At 68.6% G+C, this 17,928-nt stretch carries 13 protein-coding genes; 3 read left to right on the top strand and 10 right to left on the bottom strand.

From position 1 onward, the window contains the following. Positions 1-214: 214 nt before the first annotated feature. Entirely contained in the window at positions 215-1,834 is a 1,620-nt protein-coding gene (locus VXM69_RS09000) for a methyl-accepting chemotaxis protein (RefSeq protein WP_367188444.1), read from the bottom strand. Between the two features lie 459 nt (positions 1,835-2,293). Further along, positions 2,294-4,372 (bottom strand): TonB-dependent receptor, encoded by a 2,079-nt coding sequence (locus VXM69_RS08995; protein WP_226227486.1) that lies wholly within the window; start codon positions 4,370-4,372, stop codon positions 2,294-2,296. 401 nt (positions 4,373-4,773) lie between these two features. Here VXM69_RS08995 and adhP point away from each other — a divergent pair, with 401 nt between their 5' ends. Beyond that, the gene (gene adhP, locus VXM69_RS08990) at positions 4,774-5,802 is read left to right on the top strand and encodes an alcohol dehydrogenase AdhP (RefSeq protein ID WP_059556564.1); all 1,029 of its coding nucleotides are present in this window, start codon (positions 4,774-4,776) and stop codon (positions 5,800-5,802) included. A gap of 69 nt (positions 5,803-5,871) precedes the next feature. Here the strand turns inward: adhP and VXM69_RS08985 are convergent, their stop codons facing one another. The 3 genes from VXM69_RS08985 to VXM69_RS08975 all read right to left on the bottom strand — a co-directional run bounded on the left by VXM69_RS08985 (position 5,872) and on the right by VXM69_RS08975 (position 9,118). Then, a complete protein-coding gene (locus VXM69_RS08985; RefSeq protein WP_367188443.1) occupies positions 5,872-7,317 on the bottom strand; it encodes a sialidase family protein in 1,446 nt (481 codons plus the stop codon). 455 nt (positions 7,318-7,772) lie between these two features. Further along, the gene (locus VXM69_RS08980) at positions 7,773-8,204 is read right to left on the bottom strand and encodes a MarR family transcriptional regulator (protein WP_034191324.1); all 432 of its coding nucleotides are present in this window, start codon (positions 8,202-8,204) and stop codon (positions 7,773-7,775) included. Continuing rightward, complete coding sequence (locus VXM69_RS08975; protein ID WP_367188442.1) at positions 8,201-9,118, bottom strand: alpha/beta hydrolase; 918 nt, start codon at positions 9,116-9,118, stop codon at positions 8,201-8,203. Before VXM69_RS08975 ends, VXM69_RS08980 begins: the two co-directional genes overlap by 4 nt. Before the next feature lie 347 nt (positions 9,119-9,465). On the opposite strand from VXM69_RS08975, the gene VXM69_RS08970 reads away from it, so the two are divergent. Both VXM69_RS08970 and VXM69_RS08965 read left to right on the top strand, forming a co-directional pair. Next, on the top strand, positions 9,466-10,413 hold the full coding sequence (locus VXM69_RS08970) for an ABC transporter substrate-binding protein (protein ID WP_049035346.1): 948 nt from the start codon (positions 9,466-9,468) through the stop codon (positions 10,411-10,413). Between the two features lie 61 nt (positions 10,414-10,474). Continuing rightward, positions 10,475-11,569 carry an LLM class flavin-dependent oxidoreductase gene (locus tag VXM69_RS08965; RefSeq protein ID WP_343727145.1) on the top strand — a complete coding sequence of 365 codons (1,095 nt, stop codon included), beginning with the start codon at positions 10,475-10,477 and terminating at the stop codon, positions 11,567-11,569. Between the two features lie 70 nt (positions 11,570-11,639). Here VXM69_RS08965 and VXM69_RS08960 read toward each other — a convergent pair whose 3' ends face one another. Genes VXM69_RS08960 through VXM69_RS08940 form a run of 5 tightly spaced genes read right to left on the bottom strand, consistent with a single transcriptional unit; the run spans position 11,640 to position 17,873 of the window. Then, entirely contained in the window at positions 11,640-12,572 is a 933-nt protein-coding gene (locus VXM69_RS08960; protein ID WP_059556561.1) for an ABC transporter substrate-binding protein, read from the bottom strand. Between the two features lie 34 nt (positions 12,573-12,606). After that, positions 12,607-14,403, bottom strand: coding sequence for an amino acid ABC transporter permease/ATP-binding protein (locus VXM69_RS08955; protein ID WP_124609821.1), 1,797 nt, complete (start codon positions 14,401-14,403; stop codon positions 12,607-12,609). A 60-nt stretch (positions 14,404-14,463) separates the two neighbouring features. Continuing rightward, complete coding sequence (locus tag VXM69_RS08950) at positions 14,464-15,816, bottom strand: LLM class flavin-dependent oxidoreductase (protein ID WP_367188441.1); 1,353 nt, start codon at positions 15,814-15,816, stop codon at positions 14,464-14,466. Between the two features lie 7 nt (positions 15,817-15,823). Next, positions 15,824-16,873: an LLM class flavin-dependent oxidoreductase gene (locus VXM69_RS08945; protein WP_367188440.1), complete on the bottom strand. Its 1,050-nt coding sequence runs from the start codon at positions 16,871-16,873 to the stop codon at positions 15,824-15,826. Between the two features lie 52 nt (positions 16,874-16,925). After that, positions 16,926-17,873: an ABC transporter substrate-binding protein gene (locus VXM69_RS08940; RefSeq protein WP_034191331.1), complete on the bottom strand. Its 948-nt coding sequence runs from the start codon at positions 17,871-17,873 to the stop codon at positions 16,926-16,928. Positions 17,874-17,928 lie beyond the last annotated feature (55 nt).

Here is a 17,928-nt window from a genome sequence, read left to right as displayed (position 1 = left end):
GCGGGAGGCAATGCAGCGCGATTTCCATGATGGCGGAATGGCCATGCGCACCAGGCGGGCGGGATCGAAACTTGCGCGACACGGCCCATGCGGCGCGCGTCATGCCATGCGGAGCGTCCGTCCGCATGCGTGCCGTGAACGCGCGGCGCGGACCGGCGACGCGCGAAACGGCGTGCGCGTCGTCGTCTCCCGGGCGTATCGGCTATACGGCGGGTTACACGGCGGCCGGTTGCCAGTGACGCATGTCGGCCTCGTGCGCATGTACGCCGTGCGACGTCACATGCGCACCGGACGGCATCCGGAATGCGGCGACCGTTTCGGACAGTTCGCGGCCCTGCGCCTCGAGCGACTTCGATGCGGCCGCGGCCTGCTCGACGAGCGCCGCGTTCTGCTGCGTCGTCTCGTCCATCTGCGTGATCGTCAGGTTCACCTGGTCGATGCCGCGGCTCTGCTCGGCCGAGGCGGCCGCGATCTCGCCCATGATGTCCGTCACGCGCGCGACGGCCTGCGTGACGTCGGACATCGTCTTGCCGGCTTCCCCCGCGAGCGCCGAGCCGTCCTGGATCGTCTGCACCGACGCGGAGATCAGCTCCTTGATTTCCTTCGCTGCCGTCGACGAGCGTTGCGCGAGACTGCGCACCTCGCTCGCGACGACCGCGAAGCCGCGACCCTGTTCGCCCGCGCGTGCGGCTTCGACAGCCGCGTTCAGCGCAAGGATGTTGGTCTGGAAGGCGATGCCCTCGATGATGCCCGTGATGTCGGCGATCTTCGACGAGCTTTGGCCGATTTCCGTCATCGTGTCGACCACGCGGCCGACCACCGAACTGCCGCGCTGCGCGACGTCCGATGCATTCGCGGCGAGCGTGCTTGCCTGTTGCGCATTCTCCGCGTTCAGCCGCACCGTCGACGTGAATTCCTCCATCGTCGCGGCGGTTTCCTGCAGCGACGCGGCCTGTTCCTCGGTGCGCTGGCTCAGGTCGAGGTTGCCCGACGCGATCTCGCTCACCGCGTGCGCGATGCTGTTCGACGAATCGCGCACGCGCCCGACGATGCCGATCAGCCGCTCGTTCATCGTTCGCAGCGCGTCGAGCAGGTCGCGCGTTTCGTCGTTGCCGCTGACCTCGATGCGGCTGCCGAGATCGCCGTTCGCGACCGTGCGTGCGACGTCCACCGCCGAGCCGATCGGCACCGTGATCTTGCGCGTAAGCCACAGACCGCCGGCCACGGCGACCGCAACCGCGATCAGGCAGATGCCGGCCAGCAGGTTGCGCTCCATCGCGTAGCGGTCCGCGAACTGCTGCGCGAGCGCGAGTTCGCGTTCATGCGTATAGGTTGCATACGCATCGGTCGCGCGCACCAGCTGCGCGAGCAGCGGGCGGCAGTTGTCGTCGATGTCGGCGGTCGCCTCGTCCTTCTTGCCGGCCTGCGCGAGCCCGACGATGCGCAGCGCGACGGGCCCGTAATTGCCCTCGATGCGCACGATGTCGCCCACCAGTTCGCGTGCGCGATCGGAGGTATCGGTTGCGTTCGCCATCATGTCCTTGAGCTTCGCGAGACGTTCCTGGACGTCCTTGTGCGCCTGGTTCACTTCGGCGAGTTCGGCTTCGACGTCGGACGGCTTGGTCACGAGCACGAGGTTGCGCGCGGCGATCGCGCGACGGTCGACCGCGGTGCGGATTTGCGCGGACAGGTTCGCCCGCGCGCTGATGCCGTGCATGTAGCGGGAGAACTCGGCGTTCGTATCGGACAGTGCCTTGAGGGCCATGCCCGACACGATCACGACGACCGCGGCGAGCAGGCCGAAGCCGCCAAGGAGTTTTGTCTTGATGCTCATTCTGGCGATTTTCACGTTGTGCCCCTGCGTGAGTAGTTGGCAAATGGAATTTATTGTTCGACCAGATACGGGCTCGTGCCGGCATTAACGGGTATACCGGATGATTCTTTACCCTTCGAAAACCCTGATATTCGTTTTTTTAGCGCTGGAAGCGTTGTCCGGAGGGGATTCTTGATCCAGATCAAAAAAACGCGGATCGCCCGTGATTCAAGGGTTTATACATGGAATTTGAAACCGGTTTTATTGGTGAAACAAGAAACTTCTATTTTATTTGCAATCGTCTGACGATTTTGATTCGATTTACGGGTGAATAACGGAATTTCGTTTTCGGAAAATCGGGGAGAGCGCCGATCCGGGTGTGCGTCGCTTGATTGGCGCAATGGGCGGGTGAACGGAAACGGGCGCGCCCTGCAGGCGCGCCGGAGCGGCCCGCGGCGGACGCCGCGAGCCTTGGGAGGGTCAGAACGTGGTGCGCAATCCGGCCATCACGCTGCGCCCGCCTTCGGGCGCGAAGCCGCGCACGACCGACGTCGAATAGCGGATGTCCTGGTTCGTCAGGTTGTCGCCGCGCAGGTACGCGAGCCAGTGCGTCGGGCCGACGCGGAACTTGTAGGTCAGCATCACGCCGAGCGAGGTATAGCCGTCCGTCGAAAAATCGTTGTCCGGCACGCGATGCTGCGACCACGCGTGCGTGACCTGCGCGCGCGCGCCGAACGGCCCGTAGCCGTAGTCGGCCGCGAGCGTCGCGCGCAGCGGCGCGATGCGCGGCAGCGGCTGGCCCGTGTCGACGTTGCGCGCGTGGGTGTAGTCGGCCGTCAGTTCGAGGTCGACCGTGTGGCCGCGCCGCGAGAACGCGCGCCACTTGCCGTCCAGCTCGACGCCGTAGAACTCGGCGCGCACGCCGCGATAGATCGCCTCGTTGAGCGAGCCGTCGGTGCCGGGCGCGACGGGGTCGCCGTCGTCGTCCACGACGCGGCCGGTGTTGTACTCGGTCAGGTAGTTCGAGAAGCGGTTGTAGAACACGCCGACACTGCCGCGGTTCGGGCCGCTCGCGTAGCGCAGCGACAGGTCGGTCGACACGGCTTTTTCCTTCGACGCATTCGGGTTGCCGATCAGGAACTGGCCGGTCGCATCGTGCGGGCCGTTCGAATACAGCTCGTAGAAGGTCGGCGCGCGTTCGGTGTACGCGACGTTGGCCGCGACCGACCATACCGGCGTCAGCGAGAACAGCGCGCCGGCGGACAGGCTGCCCGCGTTGAAGTCGCGCGGTTGCGCGCCCGCGAATTTCTCGACGCCGGCCGGATCGGGATCGACCTTCACGTGCTCGAAGCGCCCGCCGAGGCTCAGCTTCAGCGCGGGGACGACCTGCCATTCCTCGAGGCCGAACAGCGCGACGCTGTTGGTGCGCGTGGACGGCACGAGCATTTCGTCGCCGAGCGCGGAGAACGTGTTCTGGCCGAACTGCACGCCGATCGCGCCTTCGAACGGGCCGATCTTGCGATGCCGCGCCTCGATGCGCGCCTCGTAGCCGCGATTGCGGAAGGTGGTCGCCGTCTCGCCGTTGTCGACTTCCTTGTGGCGATAGTCGGTGTACGCGAAATCGAACTTCAGCTTCGTAAACGGCCCGCTCAGGTTGCGCACCTCGGATGCGAGCGCCAGGCGTTCCTGGCGCATGCGCAGCCGCACGTCGCTTTCCGCGACGGAACCGTAGTTCGATTCGTAGCCGCTATAGGACAGGCCCGCGAAGCCGTCGGCCCACGTGTACGACGCGCCGACCGCGCCGCCGTGCACGCGGCCGTCGCTGTTCGGCACGCTGCCTTCCGGCTGCGGCGTGTCGGGGCCGTCGATCGCGCGTTGCTGGCTGCTGCGCGCGTAGCCGGGAATCCGCAGCTTGCTGGTTTCTCGGTCGAACGCGTCGACGTGGAACGCGAAGCGGCCGTTGCCGCCTTCGACTTGCGCGGCGCCCGCGCGCACGGAATTCGCGCCGCCGTAGCGCGCGTCGAGCGCACCCGTCACGCCCTGGATCGCTTCGCGCGGAATGCGGTTGTCGATCGTGTTGACGACGCCGCCCACCGCGTTGCCGCCGTACAGGAGCGCGGCCGGGCCGCGCACGATTTCGACGCGTTCGATCGACAGCGGATCCTGCGGCACCGCATGGTCGTACGACAGCGACGACGCATCGTAGGCCGCGACGCCGTTCTGCAGCAGCCGGATCCGGTCGCCGTCCATCCCGCGGATGATCGGGCGGCCGACCATCGGGCCGTAAGTCGTGGTCGACACGCCGGGCAGCCCGTTGAGCGTTTCGCCGAGCGAATCGGCCTGGCGGCGCGTCAGCGCATCGCCGGAAAGCTGGACGGTGGGCGCGATCAGTTCGGTGTCGCCGAGCGGGTTCGCGGTCACGAAGATCGGCGCGAGCGGGGCGGCGGCGGGCGTGCCGGACGAAGCGGGCGCATCGGTCTGCGCGTGGGCGACGGCGGCGAACACCATCAGCGACAGGGACGAGAGCGGGCGAAGCGGTAAGCGAGGGAGGTCGCGCATGGTCGGTGAATCGGTTGGAATCGGATCGGATAACGAGCGATGCGGATCACGTCTGGATACGATATATTGTTGCGTCAATGACGCGCAGTGACCCGTTGAAACATGGCTCGACGAGGCCCGGTCGCTCAACGCGGGATGGCGTCGGGCGGACGAGTTCGCGAAATGATATGTTATATCATTACAAAATCCAAGCTGAACGGCTGTCGTCGCGGGGCTTCAGCCCGATCGCCGGGAGGGCGGCGGCGAGCGGGCGGTGTCCGCCGCTGCGAGCCTCGTCCCCGCTGCGACCGTGGCGAATCCGCGCCGGTCGACGCATCCGTCCCGATGCGTTGACCCGTATCAACGTGCTCCGACGCCGAAACCGGATACTGGGTCGCTCATCGACCAGACAGGAGCAACGCATGACCCAGACCATGAAAGCGGCCGTGGTACACGCGTTCGGCGAGCCGTTGCGCATCGAGGAAGTCCCGATCCCTGCGCCGGGGCCCGGCCGGATTCTCGTCAACATCAAGGCGTCGGGTGTCTGCCATACCGATCTGCACGCGGCGGACGGCGACTGGCCGGTCAAGCCGTCGCTGCCGTTCATTCCGGGCCATGAAGGCGTGGGCATCGTTGCCGCGGTCGGCGCGGGCGTCACGCACGTGCGCGAGGGCGACCGCGTCGGCGTACCGTGGCTCTACACGGCATGCGGCCATTGCGAGTACTGCTGCACGGGCTGGGAAACGCTGTGCCACGGCCAGCAGAACACCGGTTATTCGGTGAACGGCAGCTACGCGGAATACGTGCTGGCCGATCCCGATTACGTCGGCCAGTTGCCCGCGCAGGTGGCATTCGACGAGATCGCGCCGATCCTGTGCGCAGGCGTCACGGTCTACAAGGGCATTCGCGTCACCGATACGCGCCCGGGCCAGTGGCTGGCGATCTCCGGCATCGGCGGTCTCGGGCACGTGGCCGTGCAATACGCGCGTGCGATGGGCCTGCACGTCGCGGCCGTCGACATCTCGCCCGACAAGCTCGCGCTGGCACGGCAACTGGGCGCGCAGCTGACGATCGATGCGTCGGTCGACGACCCCGCGAAAGTGATCCAGAAGGAAATCGGCGGCGCGCACGGCGTGCTCGTCACGGCCGTGTCGCGCAGCGCGTTCGCGCAGGCGCTCGGGATGGTCCGGCGCGGCGGCACGGTGGCGCTCAACGGGTTGCCGCCGGGCGATTTCCCGTTGCCGATCTTCTCGACCGTGCTGAACGGCATCACCGTGCGCGGGTCGATCGTCGGCACGCGGCGCGATCTGCAGGAGTCGCTCGATTTCGCGGCGGATGGCCTGGTGCGCGCGCACATCCACCGCGACCGGCTCGCCAACATCAACGACGTATTCGCGAAGCTGCGGGAAGGAAAGGTCGACGGACGCATCGTGCTGACCGACATGCAGTGAGGCCGTGATCCTGCGCGTGCCGCCGCGCGCCGACCGGCATCGTGCGGCGGCGCGGCGGTCAGCCTCGCATCACGGTGCGAAGAACACGTCGGTGCGGTTCGTCAGGTTGCCCGCGTTGGTCTGCACGAAGAACGGGTGGAACGACGATGACGGGAGCACGTCGAGCCCCTGGTAGTCGCCGATGAAGAATCCTTCGGCGTTGGGGGCGAGCTTCATGTCGAACGGGCCGCCGACGCGCCGCTCGTCGGCGAACGTCGTGCCGCCGTCATGCGAGATCTTGCGCCAGAAGCCGGTCGGCAGCGTCGTCGTGTTGCCGGCCTGCAGATCGCGGAAGTCGTAGTAGGTGACCATCACGGCGCCCGTGTTGTCGACGCGCACCGACGGATTGAACGCGGGGCGCCCGGTCGGCGTGTTCAACTGCTGCGGCGTGCTCCACGTCGCGCCGCCGTCCTTCGACGTCGAGACGGCGATCTCGTCGTACTTGCCGCCGTTGAAGCGGCTGTCCTGCCACACCACGTAGAGCTGCCCCGAGGCCGGATCGATCGCGGGTTCCGGAATGATGTCGCCGGTGCGCACGGGCTCGCCGGTGTTCGGGTCGGTGACGCCGACCGTCTGCAGCCCCGCGATCACCCGTGGCTTCGTCCACGTCGCGCCGTCGTCGCTCGACTGGATGAACGCGACCTTGCCGGCGGCCTTGCTGAACGGCGGTTGGATCAGGTCGAAGAAGTCGTAGAGCGTGCCGCTCTTCGGATCGACGACGATCTGGTTGCCGATCGTCTGCTGACGCGACGGCACGTTGACGATGACTTTCGCGGCGCTCCATGTCTTGCCGCCGTCGGTCGTCTTTGAGAACAGCGTCGGTCCGCGGAACGCTTGCGTATGTAGGTTCGCGTACGGGTTGCCGTTCGGCAGCTCGAGGCGGTCCCACACCGCATAGGCGGTGCCGGCCTTCAAGGGGTTCGCCGTCACCGATTCCTTGTCGTTGAAGAACTGCGTCGTCGGCTCGTCGTTCGCGATCAGCACGGCCGGGCTGCTCCACGTCTGTCCGCCGTCGGTCGATGCCGACGCGGCCACCGCGTTGGCGTTGTTCGACTGGTTGAACGAGATCGATACCGAATACGCGGTGCCGTCCGGCCCGAACGATACCCACGGATCGGACGCGCGCTCGTACTTCAGCCCGCCCGGCGCGCATGCGCTGAACGGCTGCGGCGTGCGGGCCCAGGTCGCGCCCGCGTCGAACGTGTAGCCGGCGACGAGCCCGTGGGCGCCGCCGTTCGACCAGCGGTCCTGCTGCCACACGCCGATCATGTTCGTCGGGTTCGCGGGGTTGACCGCGAGCCACGGCTCGACTTCGGCATTCACGTAGTTGGTGCCGGGGCCGCCGATGGTGCACGCGACGAACGGGCTCGGGCCGGACACGACGACAGGCTCGGCGTGCGCCGCGGCAGCGGCGGCCATCGCCATCGCGGCGGACAGGCGGGTGACAAGCGAAGGGGACACGATCGTGCGTCGCATGGACTGCTCCTCGTTGACGGGCGGTGGCGACGAGATGGCGCGCGCACGGCCACGCGAGCCGGGGCGCGGCGAATCGTGCCGCGCCCGCCGCTGCGTGCCGTTCAGGATGCCGCTTCAGTCATCGCGATCCGCGTGCGCTGGAATCCGCCAGCACATCGGTTAAGACTCCTCTTCATTTTCATTGCTTGTCGGGTGTGCCTGGGAGGTCGACTCGGCGGGAAGGCCGGTCCGGGCATGCGACGAATGTGTCGAGGTGGATTGCAATGTAGGTGATTCGAATGCCGCCCGACAGGCAGTTTTTTGTAACAGTAAGTAGCCGGAAAGCGTTGCCGGCGGCGTGTGCCGGCAACGCAAAATTTGCCGTCGCGACGGCATGGAAATCGAATCGATAACGCGAATCGCAATTGCTTCGATTGATGCCGGTGCGGCCCGGTGACGGACGGGGAGCGCGCCGTTCAGCGCTCGGCCGGAAACCGGTCCTGCAACGCGTGCAGCCAGCGGGCGACGACATCGAGTTCGTCGTCGGAAAACCCGTCGCACAGCTTGCCGTTCAGTTCGCGCAGCAGTACGCGGGCGCGCTTGAGCGCCGCGTGGCCGTCGTCGGTCAGGTACAGCCGCGTTGCGCGGCCGTCGTCCGAGTCGGCGTGACGCGCGATGAGGCCGGCCTTCGCCATGCGGTCGGCGAGGCCCGTCATCGCGGACGGCGCGAGTTGCAGCGCGGCGCCGACTTCGCCGATCAGCGCGCCGTCCTGCTTCGCGAGACAGAACAGCGCGCCGGCCTGCGCGGCGCTCGCGCGCGTCTCGGTTTCGGCCTTGCGGTCGATCCAGCGCTGCACGCGCCGCTGGCCGATGTTCAACATGAAAAAGAGTCGTCGGTCTTCGCTCAAGCTGGGTTCCCGGCTGCAATGGAAAGGGAGGGACGGCCCGCGGTGCGCGGCGTGTCGAGTGCCCGCGCGAGCCAGTCGGCCACGTCGGGCCACAGCACGGTGCCGGGCCGGCTGCGAAAGAAGCCCATGTGCCCGACCGGGCCGCTGCCCGCCGCGTGCGGATCGATCTGGCGGCGTTCGACCTGTGCGCGGGTCAGATAGCTTACCAGCAGGCCGATCGCGGCCGGGTTCGCCCACGGATCGTCGTCGAAGCCGAGCGCGAGAATCGGCAACCGTTGCTTCGCGAAGCGCTCGGCCGCGCCGAGCGTCGGATCGTCGAAGAAATAATGCGGCAGCGTCGTCCAGCGGCTCCATTCGCGGAACACGCCGGCCGGCAGATCCTCGCCGAGCCCGAGCCGCTTGCCGGGTACGTAGCCGAGCAACATGGACGTCAGCGGGCCGAGCACGCGCAGGATCAGCCGCACCTTCACGCGTTCGGCCGCCCGCGCGATCAGCCGCGTGCTGCCCGCATGCGCGGCGACGAGCACCGCCGCGCGCAGGTGCGGCGTCGCGGCGGACAGTCCGATCGCATACCCGCCGACACTGTGGCCGACCGCCAGCAGCGGCAGCCCTTCGTACGCCTGCCGCGCCCATGCGGTCGCGGCGCCGACGTCGAGCTCCATCCAGTCGCGCATGCGCGAGCGCAGCGCGGCCAGGCGCGCGGGCCGCGACGCGCCGATGCCGCGGTAGTTGTAGGTCAGCGCCGCGAAGCCGCGTTCGGTCAGGAAGCGCGCGAAGCCCGCATACAGCCGTTCGGGCACGGCCGTTGCCGGATGGATCAGCACCAGCGCGCGCGGCGCGGCGTCCGGCGACCACAGCGTGCCGCGCAGCGTGTAGCCGTCGGCGGCGGAAAACTCGATGGGTTGGGAGGTCATGGCCGTGCTCGTTCCGGGTAGTTGTTTCGCATACGAAATATAGTCCCGGATTTATTTCGCGCACGAAATATCTATCGAGTAATCATTCGAACGGCGAACGGCGAACGGCGAACGGCGAACGGCGAACGGCGGCGGTCCGGGGCGAGTCCGGTGCGATTGCACTCGCTTCATAAAATATTTGCATCTTTACAAAGAAGAATATTGCGTTTGTCTCATAAAGCAGATCGACGTATCGTCACCGGTTTCATCCGGTCCGCCTTTCGTAGCACTCGGCGGACGACGCGGCGCCGCCTTCGCGGGGCCGCCTGCCAACCTTCCGGGAGATCACGTTGTCGAGCCGAATCGTCATGGCGCTCTTGCTGGCGCTTGCCGCCCAGCCGGGCTTTGCCAAGGACACCGTCACGCTGCGCGTCGGTGAACAGAACTACTTCAACATCCAGGCGTCGATGGAGGCGTCCGGCGCGCTGAAGGACCTGCCTTACACGATCGAGTGGAAGCACTTCCAGGCCGCCGCTCCCGTCGCCGAAAGCCTGAACGGCAATGCGATCGACGTCGGCTTCCTCGGCGATTCCGCGCTGCTGACGCTGGCCGCGCGCGGCGCGCCGGTCAAGGTCGTCGCGGTATCGCGGCAAAGCCTCGACGGCGTCGCGATCCTCGTGCCGAAGGATTCGCCCGTGCGCACCGTGGCCGACCTGCAGGGCAAGACCATCGCCGTCTGGCGCGGCGCGTGGAGCCAGCAGCTCGTGCTGCGCGCGCTCGAACACGCGGGCCTGCGCGCCGATTCGGTCAAGTACGCGTACCTGATGCCGATCGATGCGACCAACGCGCTCGCGAACGGCTCGGTCGACGCCGTGTCGCTGTGGGAGCCGTTCGTCAGCACCCTCGCGCTGCGGCAAGGCGCGCGGACGGTGACGACCGCGCAGGGGTTGATGCCCGCGCTGAGTTTCGTCGCCGCGAACGAGCAGGCCGCATCGGGCAAGCGCGCCGAGATCACCGACTTCCTGCGGCGCGTGGTGGCCGCGCGTCAGTGGGTCGACAGCCATCCGCGCGAGTACGCGGACCTATGGGCGAAGCGCGCGAAGCTCGAACCGGACGTCGCGTACCGCTGGCTGAACAACGCGAAGCAGCGCGTCGGCCCGGTCGACGAAACGGCCGCGAAGGACGCGCAGAATACCGCCGACTTCCTGCACAAGGCCGGCGTGATTCCGGTCGCATACGACACGTCGAAACTGCTCGACCGCTCGTATGCGGGCGCATTCGCGGTGCCCGCGCAGAAGACGGCCGCCGCGCAGTGACCGTCCGGCCATTCCGGCGATTTTCCCGATTCCCGATCGATCCACCCAAGGACATTCCGACATGCCAGTCGACATCATCGGCATGATCACCGCGACGCCCGGCGCGGAGGTCGACGTACCGGGCGGCGCGGCCGTCCAGCCCGATTACGTGCGCCGCTTCGCGCAGGCGCACGAGGCGGCCGGCTTCGACCAGATCCTGGTCGGCCATTTCAGCAACGCGGCGGACGGCTTCATCGTCGCGTCGTTCGCGGCCGCCGCGACCGAGCGCATCCGCATCCTGCTCGCGCATCGGCCGGGCGTGATCGTGCCGTCGGCCGCCGCGCGGCAGATCGCGACGCTCGACGTGTTCAGCGGCGGCCGGCTCGCGCTGAATGTCGTGTCGGGCGGCGACGACGCGGACCTGCAGCGCGACGGCGATTTCGTGCCGCACGATGCGCGCTACCGCCGCACCGGCGAATATCTCGACGTGCTGAAGCGGATCTGGCTGGCCGACGCGCCGGTCGATCACGACGGCACGTTCTACCGGCTGCGCGGCGCGTCGCCGCTCGTGAAGGGCTCGCAGCGGCCGCATGTGCCGATCTATTTCGGCGGGTCGTCGCCGGCCGCGCTGGCGGTCGCGGGCGAGCATGCGGACGTCTACATGACCTGGGGCGAGCCGCTCGAAGCGGTGCGCGAGCAGATCGCGCGCGTGCGGGCCGCCGCCGCGCCGTTCGGGCGTGCACCGCGTGTCAGCGTGTCGTTCCGGCCGATCGTTGCCGATACCGAGGCGGCCGCCTGGGAGAAGGCCGAGGCGATCCGCGCGCGCGTGCGCGCGGCGCGGGTCGCGAACGGCCAGCCGATTGCCGGGCATGCGCCGCAGAATGCGGGCTCGCAGCGGCTGATGGCAGCGGCCGCACAGGGCGACGTGCTCGACGAGCGGTTGTGGATGGGGGTCGCGAACCTGACCGGCGCGCGCTGGAATTCGACCGCGCTGGTCGGCACGCCGGAACAGGTCGCGCGGGCGCTGGGCGCGTATTACCGGCTCGGCGTGTCGACGTTCCTGATTCGCGGGTTCGATCCGCTCGACGATGCGCTGGCCTACGGGCGCGACCTGATTCCGGCGATTCACGCGCATGTTGCGGAACTCGACCGGCATCAGGCAGCCGTGCCGGCATAGACGAACAGCCCGCACATCGAATCGCCCCGGCAGGTCCCTCGCGGCATGCCGGGGCGATTGCATGGGCGGTTCAGAACGACGGCAACCCCGGCGGATTGGTTTCCGCGCGCGCGATCGCCTCGCTCTGCAACCCCCACCGCGCGAGCGCCTGCCCGTAACGACCGCTGCCGATCAGCGCATTCGTCGCGAGCGTCAGCGCCGGTGCGAGCCCGCTGCCGCGACGCGTCGCGATCGCGACATCGGCATTGGCCGGCCAGCCCGCGTTGACGACGCCGACGCGGCGGATCTTGCCGCTGCGCGCGGCCTCGTACGCGAGCGACGCGTTCGGGTTCAGCTCCGCATCGGCGCGGCCCGACAGCAGCGCGACGCGCGCCGTCGCATCGTCGTCGAAGTAGAGCAGTTCGGCCGGCTTCAGCCCCTGCGCGACGTTGCGCTTGCTCCATTCGAGCAGGATGCGCTCCTGGCTCGTGCCGGCGCCGGTGATGATCCGCAGGCCCGCGACGTCCTTCGGCTCGGCGATCTTCGCGATCGGGCTGCCGGTGCGCACGTAGAAGCCGTGCAGCCCGAGCCGGTAGGTCGTGAAGTCGTATTTCTCCTTGCGCTTCTCGGTCACGCCCACGTTCGAGATCACCGCGTCGTACTTGCCGGACGTCAGCCCGAGCGGCCAGTCGGCCCAGGCGATCGGCACCAGCACGAGCGTGCGGCCGAGCGCGTCGGCGACGAGCTGCGCGTAATCGGGATCGGCGCCGACGACGGTGCGCGCGTCGGTCGCGTAGGTCGACACGGGCGGCGCGTGCGGCGAAATCGCGACCGTGAATGCGCCGTCGCGCACCCAGCGGTAGGCGGCCGCCGCGCGGATCGCCGCGTCGTCGCGGTCCGCGCGCAGGCGGCCGGCCTGGCGCGGGTCGAGATCGGCGGTGGCCGCCGCCGCGTGCGCGGCCTGCCACGGCAGGACGGTCGCCGCGGCCAGCGCGGCGGTGATGAACTGGCGCCGGTCGGTCATCGTGCGGCTCCTTGCAGGGGGGACGCGGCGCGCATCACAGCACCCGCGACAGGAACGCGCGTGTGCGCGGATGGGCCGGCGCATCGAGCACGGCGGCAGGCGGTCCGGCCTCGACGATGCGCCCGCGCTCCATGAACAGCACGTTGTCGGCGACTTCGCGCGCGAAGCCGATCTCGTGCGTGACGATCACGAGCGTCGTGCCCGAGCGTGCGAGTTCCTTGATCACGTCGAGCACTTCGTTGACGAGTTCGGGATCGAGCGCCGACGTCGGTTCGTCGAACAGCAGCACCTTCGGACGCAACGCGAGCGCCCGCGCGATCGCGACGCGCTGCTGCTGGCCGCCCGACAACTGGCGCGGGTACGCATCGGCCTTGTCGGCGAGGCCGACGCGCGCGAGCAGCGTGCGCGCGGTGCGTTCGGCATCGTCGCGCGTGACGCCGCCGACGGCAACCGGCGCTTCGATCAGGTTCTCGAGCACCGTCAGGTGCGGGAACAGGTTGAAGTTCTGGAACACCATGCCGACGGCCGTGCGCCGCTTCAGCACATCGCGCTCCTTCAGCTCGTGGAGCACGTCGCCGTCGCGGCGATAGCCGATCAGTTCGCCGTCGATGTCGATGTAGCCGTCGTCGACGCGTTCGAGATGGTTGATCGTGCGCAACAGCGTCGACTTGCCTGAGCCGGACGGCCCGACGATCGCGGTCACGCTGCCGCGCGGCGCGACGAACGACACGTTGTCGAGCACGCGCTGCATGCCGAACTGCTTCGATACACCGTGCACGGCCACTTCGCCGCCGGTGCGCGGCGCGGCGTCGGCAGCGACATCTTCGCGGATAACACTTGCGGCCGGCGCGATCGCCGCCGCGCGGCGCGCCGCGGCACGCCGCCACAGCACGCCGATGCGCGCGAGCGCGAACGTGAGCACGGACGGCGGCGGATTGCGCAGCGCACCACGCGCATAGTGCCGCTCGACCTGCACCTGGATCGCCGACAGCACGGTCAGGATGATCAGGTACCAGACGGTCGCGACCATCAGCAGCGGAATCACTTCGAGATTGCGGCGGTAGATCACCTGCACCGTGTAGAACAGCTCGGGCATCGCGAGCACGTACACCATCGACGTGCCTTTCGCGAGCGAGATCAGGTCGTTGAACGCGGTCGGCAGGATCGCGCGCATCGCCTGCGGCAGCACGATCCGCGTGGTCTGGCGGCCGCGCGGCAGCCCGAGCGCGGCCGCTGCCTCGAGCTGCCCCTGGTCGACCGCGAGAATGCCGCCGCGTATCACTTCCGCGGAAAAGGCCGCGTGGTTCAGCGTGAGGCCGAGCACGGCCGCGAGGAACGGGCTGATCAGGTCGGTGGTCGGCGCCTCGAACCACACGATGTCGGTGAACGGCACGCCGAGCCGCACGTGTTCGTACAGGTAGCCGAGGTTGTTCAGGATCAGCAGCAGCACGATCAGCGGAATCGAGCGGAACAGCCACACGAAGGTCCAGGCGCTGGCGGACAGCAGGCGCGAACGCGACAGCCGGGCCAGTGCGACGAACGCGCCGAGCGCGAAGCCGAACACCGCACCCAGCAGCGTCAGCAGCAGCGTGCGCGCGAGCCCCGACAGCACCGGCGGCGACAGGAACCATTCGGCGAACACCGGCCAGCCCCATTGCGGATTGCCGAGGATCGAATGCAGCGCGATCGCGATCAGCACCAGCGCGAGCACGGTGCCGGCCGTGCGCGACCGGTGGCGCGCGGGCACGATCCGCAAACGCGTGCCGGCGTCGCGCGCGCCGGGGGAAGAGAGCGGCGGCAGTGCGCCGCCGAGATGGGTCGTGTCGCTCATGTCGTTGGAAATCCTCGATTCGTCGGGCAGGGCGCGCCGCGCACGGGCGGCGCGGCGGCGTCAGGCGTGCGCTTCGGCCGCCGTTTCGTGCGGCGCGCCGGGCGCCGCATGGCGGCTTGCCTTGCGCGGCAGGCCGAGGTGGTCGCGCAGCGTCGCGCCGGGCAGGTCGCGGCTGTAGCGGCCGCGCGCCTCGAGCACCGGAATCACGAGTTCGACGAAATCGTCGACGCCCTGCGCCTGCACCGGAAAACCGAGGATGAAGCCGTCGCCGGCGCCTGCGTCGTGCCAGCGGATCAGTTCGTCGGCGACATGCTCGGCCGTGCCGATGAAGTTCGGGCGCGGCGTGGCGACCGCGAGCGCGGTTTCGCGCAGCGACAGGCCTTTCCGCTTCGCGTCGGCCTTGATCCGGTCGGTGGTCGAGCGGAAGCTGTTGCGGCCGAGGTCGCCGAGTTCCGGGAACGGCGCGTCGAGCGCGTACTGCGTGAAGTCGTGGTGATCGAAATAGCGGCCGAGGTACGCGAGCGCCTCGTCGATCGTCAGCAGGTCGCGGATCGCCTGGTATTTGTCTTCCGCCTCGGCGGCCGTGCGGCCGACGATCGGCCCGACGCCGGGGAAGATCTTCACGTCGCCGGCTTGCCGCCCGTGCTCGAGCGCGCTCTGCTTCACGCGCCGCGTGAACGCGGCCGTTTCCTCGATCGACGGCGAATGCGTGAACACGGCGTCCGCGTACTTGCCCGCGAGTCCGATCCCGGTGTCGGACGAGCCGGCCTGGAAGATCACCGGCTGCCCCTGCGGCGAGCGCTGGATGTTCAGCGGCCCCGCGACCTGGAAGAAGCGGCCGTGGTGGTTGAGCGTGTGGAGCTTGTCGCGATCGAAGAAACGGCCGGTCGCGCGGTCGCGCACGAATGCGTCGTCGTCCCAGCTGTCCCACAGGCCCTGCACGACGTCGAGGTATTCGTCGGCGATCTCGTAGCGCAGTTCGTGATCGGGATGCGCCTTGCCGAAATTCCTCGCGGTGCCTTCGAGCGGCGTCGTCACGACGTTCCAGCCCGCGCGGCCGCCGCTGATCGCATCGAGCGACGCGAGCTGGCGCGCGACCGTGAACGGCTCGCTGTACGACGTCGAGATCGTGCCCGCGAGCCCGATCTTCTTCGTCGCGACCGCCAGCGCCGACAACACGGTCAGTGGCTCGAAGCGGTTCAGGAAGTGCGGGATCGACTTCTCGTTGATGTAGAGGCCGTCCGCGACGAACGCGAACGCGATGCCGGCGGCTTCCGCCTTGCGCGCGACGCCGATCGCGAAGTCGAGGTTGATGCTCGCGTCCGGCGGGTTGCTCGGATGCCGCCATGCGTTCATGTGGCTGCCTGCGCCTTGCAGCATCAGGCCGAAGGGGATCGATCGTCGGGTCGTCATGGGAGCGTCACGCGTTCTGGTCAGGGGAGAGGGCGCGGTCGGCCGCGAGGGCCGCCCGCAACGGGGTGGCCGACAGCGCGCCGCCGAGCCATTCGGCCGACGCGAGCCGCGCCGCGTAGTCGGTCACCGGCGAATCGATCACGAATGCATCGACGTCGAGCCGCCGGCTCAACGCGTCGAGCGCGCGGTGGATGCGCTCGGGCGTATCGGCCAGCACGGTCGGGCGCAGTTCGTCGATCCGGTAGTCGGACGCGCCGCTTTGCCGCGCGAATTCGGCGGCCGCCTGCGCGCTGGCGAGGTTGAAGCTCTGCCCGCCCGCGAACTGCAGCTTGAAGATCTTCAGCGGCCCGATCAATTGCTCGGCTTCGTCGCGCGTCGGCGCGGCGACCGCATACAGCGCGACGAGCGGCTTCGTGCCGCCCGCGCCGCGGTATGCATCGAGCGAGCGTTCGAGATTCGCATCGTCGCCGTTGAAATGGCCCGCGTAGCAGAAGCGCCAGCCGTTGCGCGCGGCGAGCGCACCGCTTTCCGGCGAGCCGCCGAGCAGGATGCGCTCGGGCGGTTGCGGCGCCACCGGCATCGCGACCGCGCCGGCGAGCGGATGATCTTCGGCGACGCCCCAGCCGAGAAACGCGTCGAGCTCCGCGAGCTGGCCCGCGAAGTCGGGCTTGCGCGCCTTGTCGTGAAACCACTGCAGCGCGCGTGTGGTCAGCGGCAGGCCACCAGGCGCCTTGCCGATGCCGAGATCGACGCGGCCGGGCGCGAGCGCGGCCAGCAGCTTGAACGTCTCGGCGACCTTGAACGGGCTGTAGTGCTGCAGCATCACGCCGCCCGAGCCGATCCGGATCCGGGACGTATGCGCGAGCAGGTGCGCGACGACGATTTCCGGCGCAGAACTCGCGAAGCCCGGTGTGCCGTGATGCTCGGCGACCCAGAAACGCGCGTAGCCGAGCTGTTCGGCGCGCCGCGCGAGTGTGGTGGTGAAGCGCAGCGCGTCGGCGGCGGTCGCGCCGTCGGCGATCGGACTCTTGTCCAGCAGCGAAAGCGAATAAGACATGATGGGCGTCGTTCCTGCGTGAGCGGGGATGGGCGGTGGTGGCGCGCGGTGTTCAGCTCTTCGGCAGCCCCGGCGGATTCGTGCGTGACTGGTCGATCGCTTCGGACGCGAGGTTCCAGCGATCGAGCACCTGCTGGTAGCGGCCGTTCTTGATCAGCCCGTTCAGCGCGACGGTCAGCGGATCGGCGAGGCCGCTGCCGCGACGCGTCGCGATCGCGATGTCGGCCGTACGCGGCCAGCCGCCGCTGATCGCGCCGACGAGCCGCGTCTTGCCTTGCTGCGCGCTCTGGTACGCGAGCACCGAGTTCACGCTGAACACCGCATCGGCCCGGCCCGACTGCACGGCGACGATGCGCATCGCCTGGTCGTCGTAGTACTGGATCTGCACCGGTTTCAGCCCGTGCGCGACGTTCTCGCGATCCCAGGCGAGCAGGATCTTTTCCTGGTTGGTGCCGGCGTCGGTCACGATGCGCAGGCCGGCGACGTCCTTTGGCTCGCGGATCGCCTGGATCTTGCTGTCGTTGCGCACGTAGAAGCCGACCTGATCCTTGCGATACGTCGAGAAATCGAGCTTCTGCTTGCGTTCCTCGGTGACGGTCACGTTCGAGATCACCGCGTCGACTTTCCCCGATTCGAGCGCGAGCGGCCAGTCGGCCCACGCGAGCGCGACGATCTTCAGCTTGCGGCCGAGGCTGTCGGACACGAGCTGGCCGATGTCGGCGTCGAAGCCGATCACCGTGCGCGCGTCGGTCGCATACGAGCTGATCGGCGGCAGGCTCGGCGCGATGCCGATCGTCAGCGTGCCGGGCTCCGCGAACTTGAACGACGCGGGCACCGCGCGCTCGACCGCCGCGTCGGCCGTGCCGCGCGGACGGCCGCGCTGCTCGGGGCTCAGGTCGAACGTCGCGGCGGCTGCCGCGGCAGCGAAGGCGGTGAGGCCGATCAGCGCGGCGGCCAGCGTGCGCACGGTGCGGGAAGAAAGCGGTACGGCTCGGTGCATGAAAACGTCCTGTGGTGGAAGGCGGAAGGCGAGAAATGAGGTGTCCGGCGCGGCG

The sequence above is a fragment of the Burkholderia sp. Ed8 genome (assembly GCF_040761425.1).
Taxonomy (GTDB): Bacteria; Pseudomonadota; Gammaproteobacteria; order Burkholderiales; family Burkholderiaceae; genus Burkholderia; species Burkholderia seminalis.
The sequence above is the reverse complement of the archived record's forward strand: the minus strand, read 5'-3'. Positions and strand labels throughout refer to the sequence as shown.

Bases quoted from the DNA above. Each gene is read 5' to 3' on its own strand.
- adhP (WP_059556564.1), top strand. From the start codon at position 4,774: ATGACCCAGACCATGAAAGCGGCCGTGGTACACGCGTTCGGCGAGCCG.
- VXM69_RS08960 (WP_059556561.1), bottom strand. From the start codon at position 12,572: ATGACCGACCGGCGCCAGTTCATCACCGCCGCGCTGGCCGCGGCGACC.
- VXM69_RS08975 (WP_367188442.1), bottom strand. From the start codon at position 9,118: ATGACCTCCCAACCCATCGAGTTTTCCGCCGCCGACGGCTACACGCTG.
- VXM69_RS09000 (WP_367188444.1), bottom strand. From the start codon at position 1,834: ATGAGCATCAAGACAAAACTCCTTGGCGGCTTCGGCCTGCTCGCCGCG.
- VXM69_RS08955 (WP_124609821.1), bottom strand. From the start codon at position 14,403: ATGAGCGACACGACCCATCTCGGCGGCGCACTGCCGCCGCTCTCTTCC.
- VXM69_RS08965 (WP_343727145.1), top strand. From the start codon at position 10,475: ATGCCAGTCGACATCATCGGCATGATCACCGCGACGCCCGGCGCGGAG.
- VXM69_RS08995 (WP_226227486.1), bottom strand. From the start codon at position 4,372: ATGCGCGACCTCCCTCGCTTACCGCTTCGCCCGCTCTCGTCCCTGTCG.
- VXM69_RS08940 (WP_034191331.1), bottom strand. From the start codon at position 17,873: ATGCACCGAGCCGTACCGCTTTCTTCCCGCACCGTGCGCACGCTGGCC.
- VXM69_RS08985 (WP_367188443.1), bottom strand. From the start codon at position 7,317: ATGCGACGCACGATCGTGTCCCCTTCGCTTGTCACCCGCCTGTCCGCC.
- VXM69_RS08945 (WP_367188440.1), bottom strand. From the start codon at position 16,873: ATGTCTTATTCGCTTTCGCTGCTGGACAAGAGTCCGATCGCCGACGGC.
- VXM69_RS08950 (WP_367188441.1), bottom strand. From the start codon at position 15,816: ATGACGACCCGACGATCGATCCCCTTCGGCCTGATGCTGCAAGGCGCA.
- VXM69_RS08970 (WP_049035346.1), top strand. From the start codon at position 9,466: ATGGCGCTCTTGCTGGCGCTTGCCGCCCAGCCGGGCTTTGCCAAGGAC.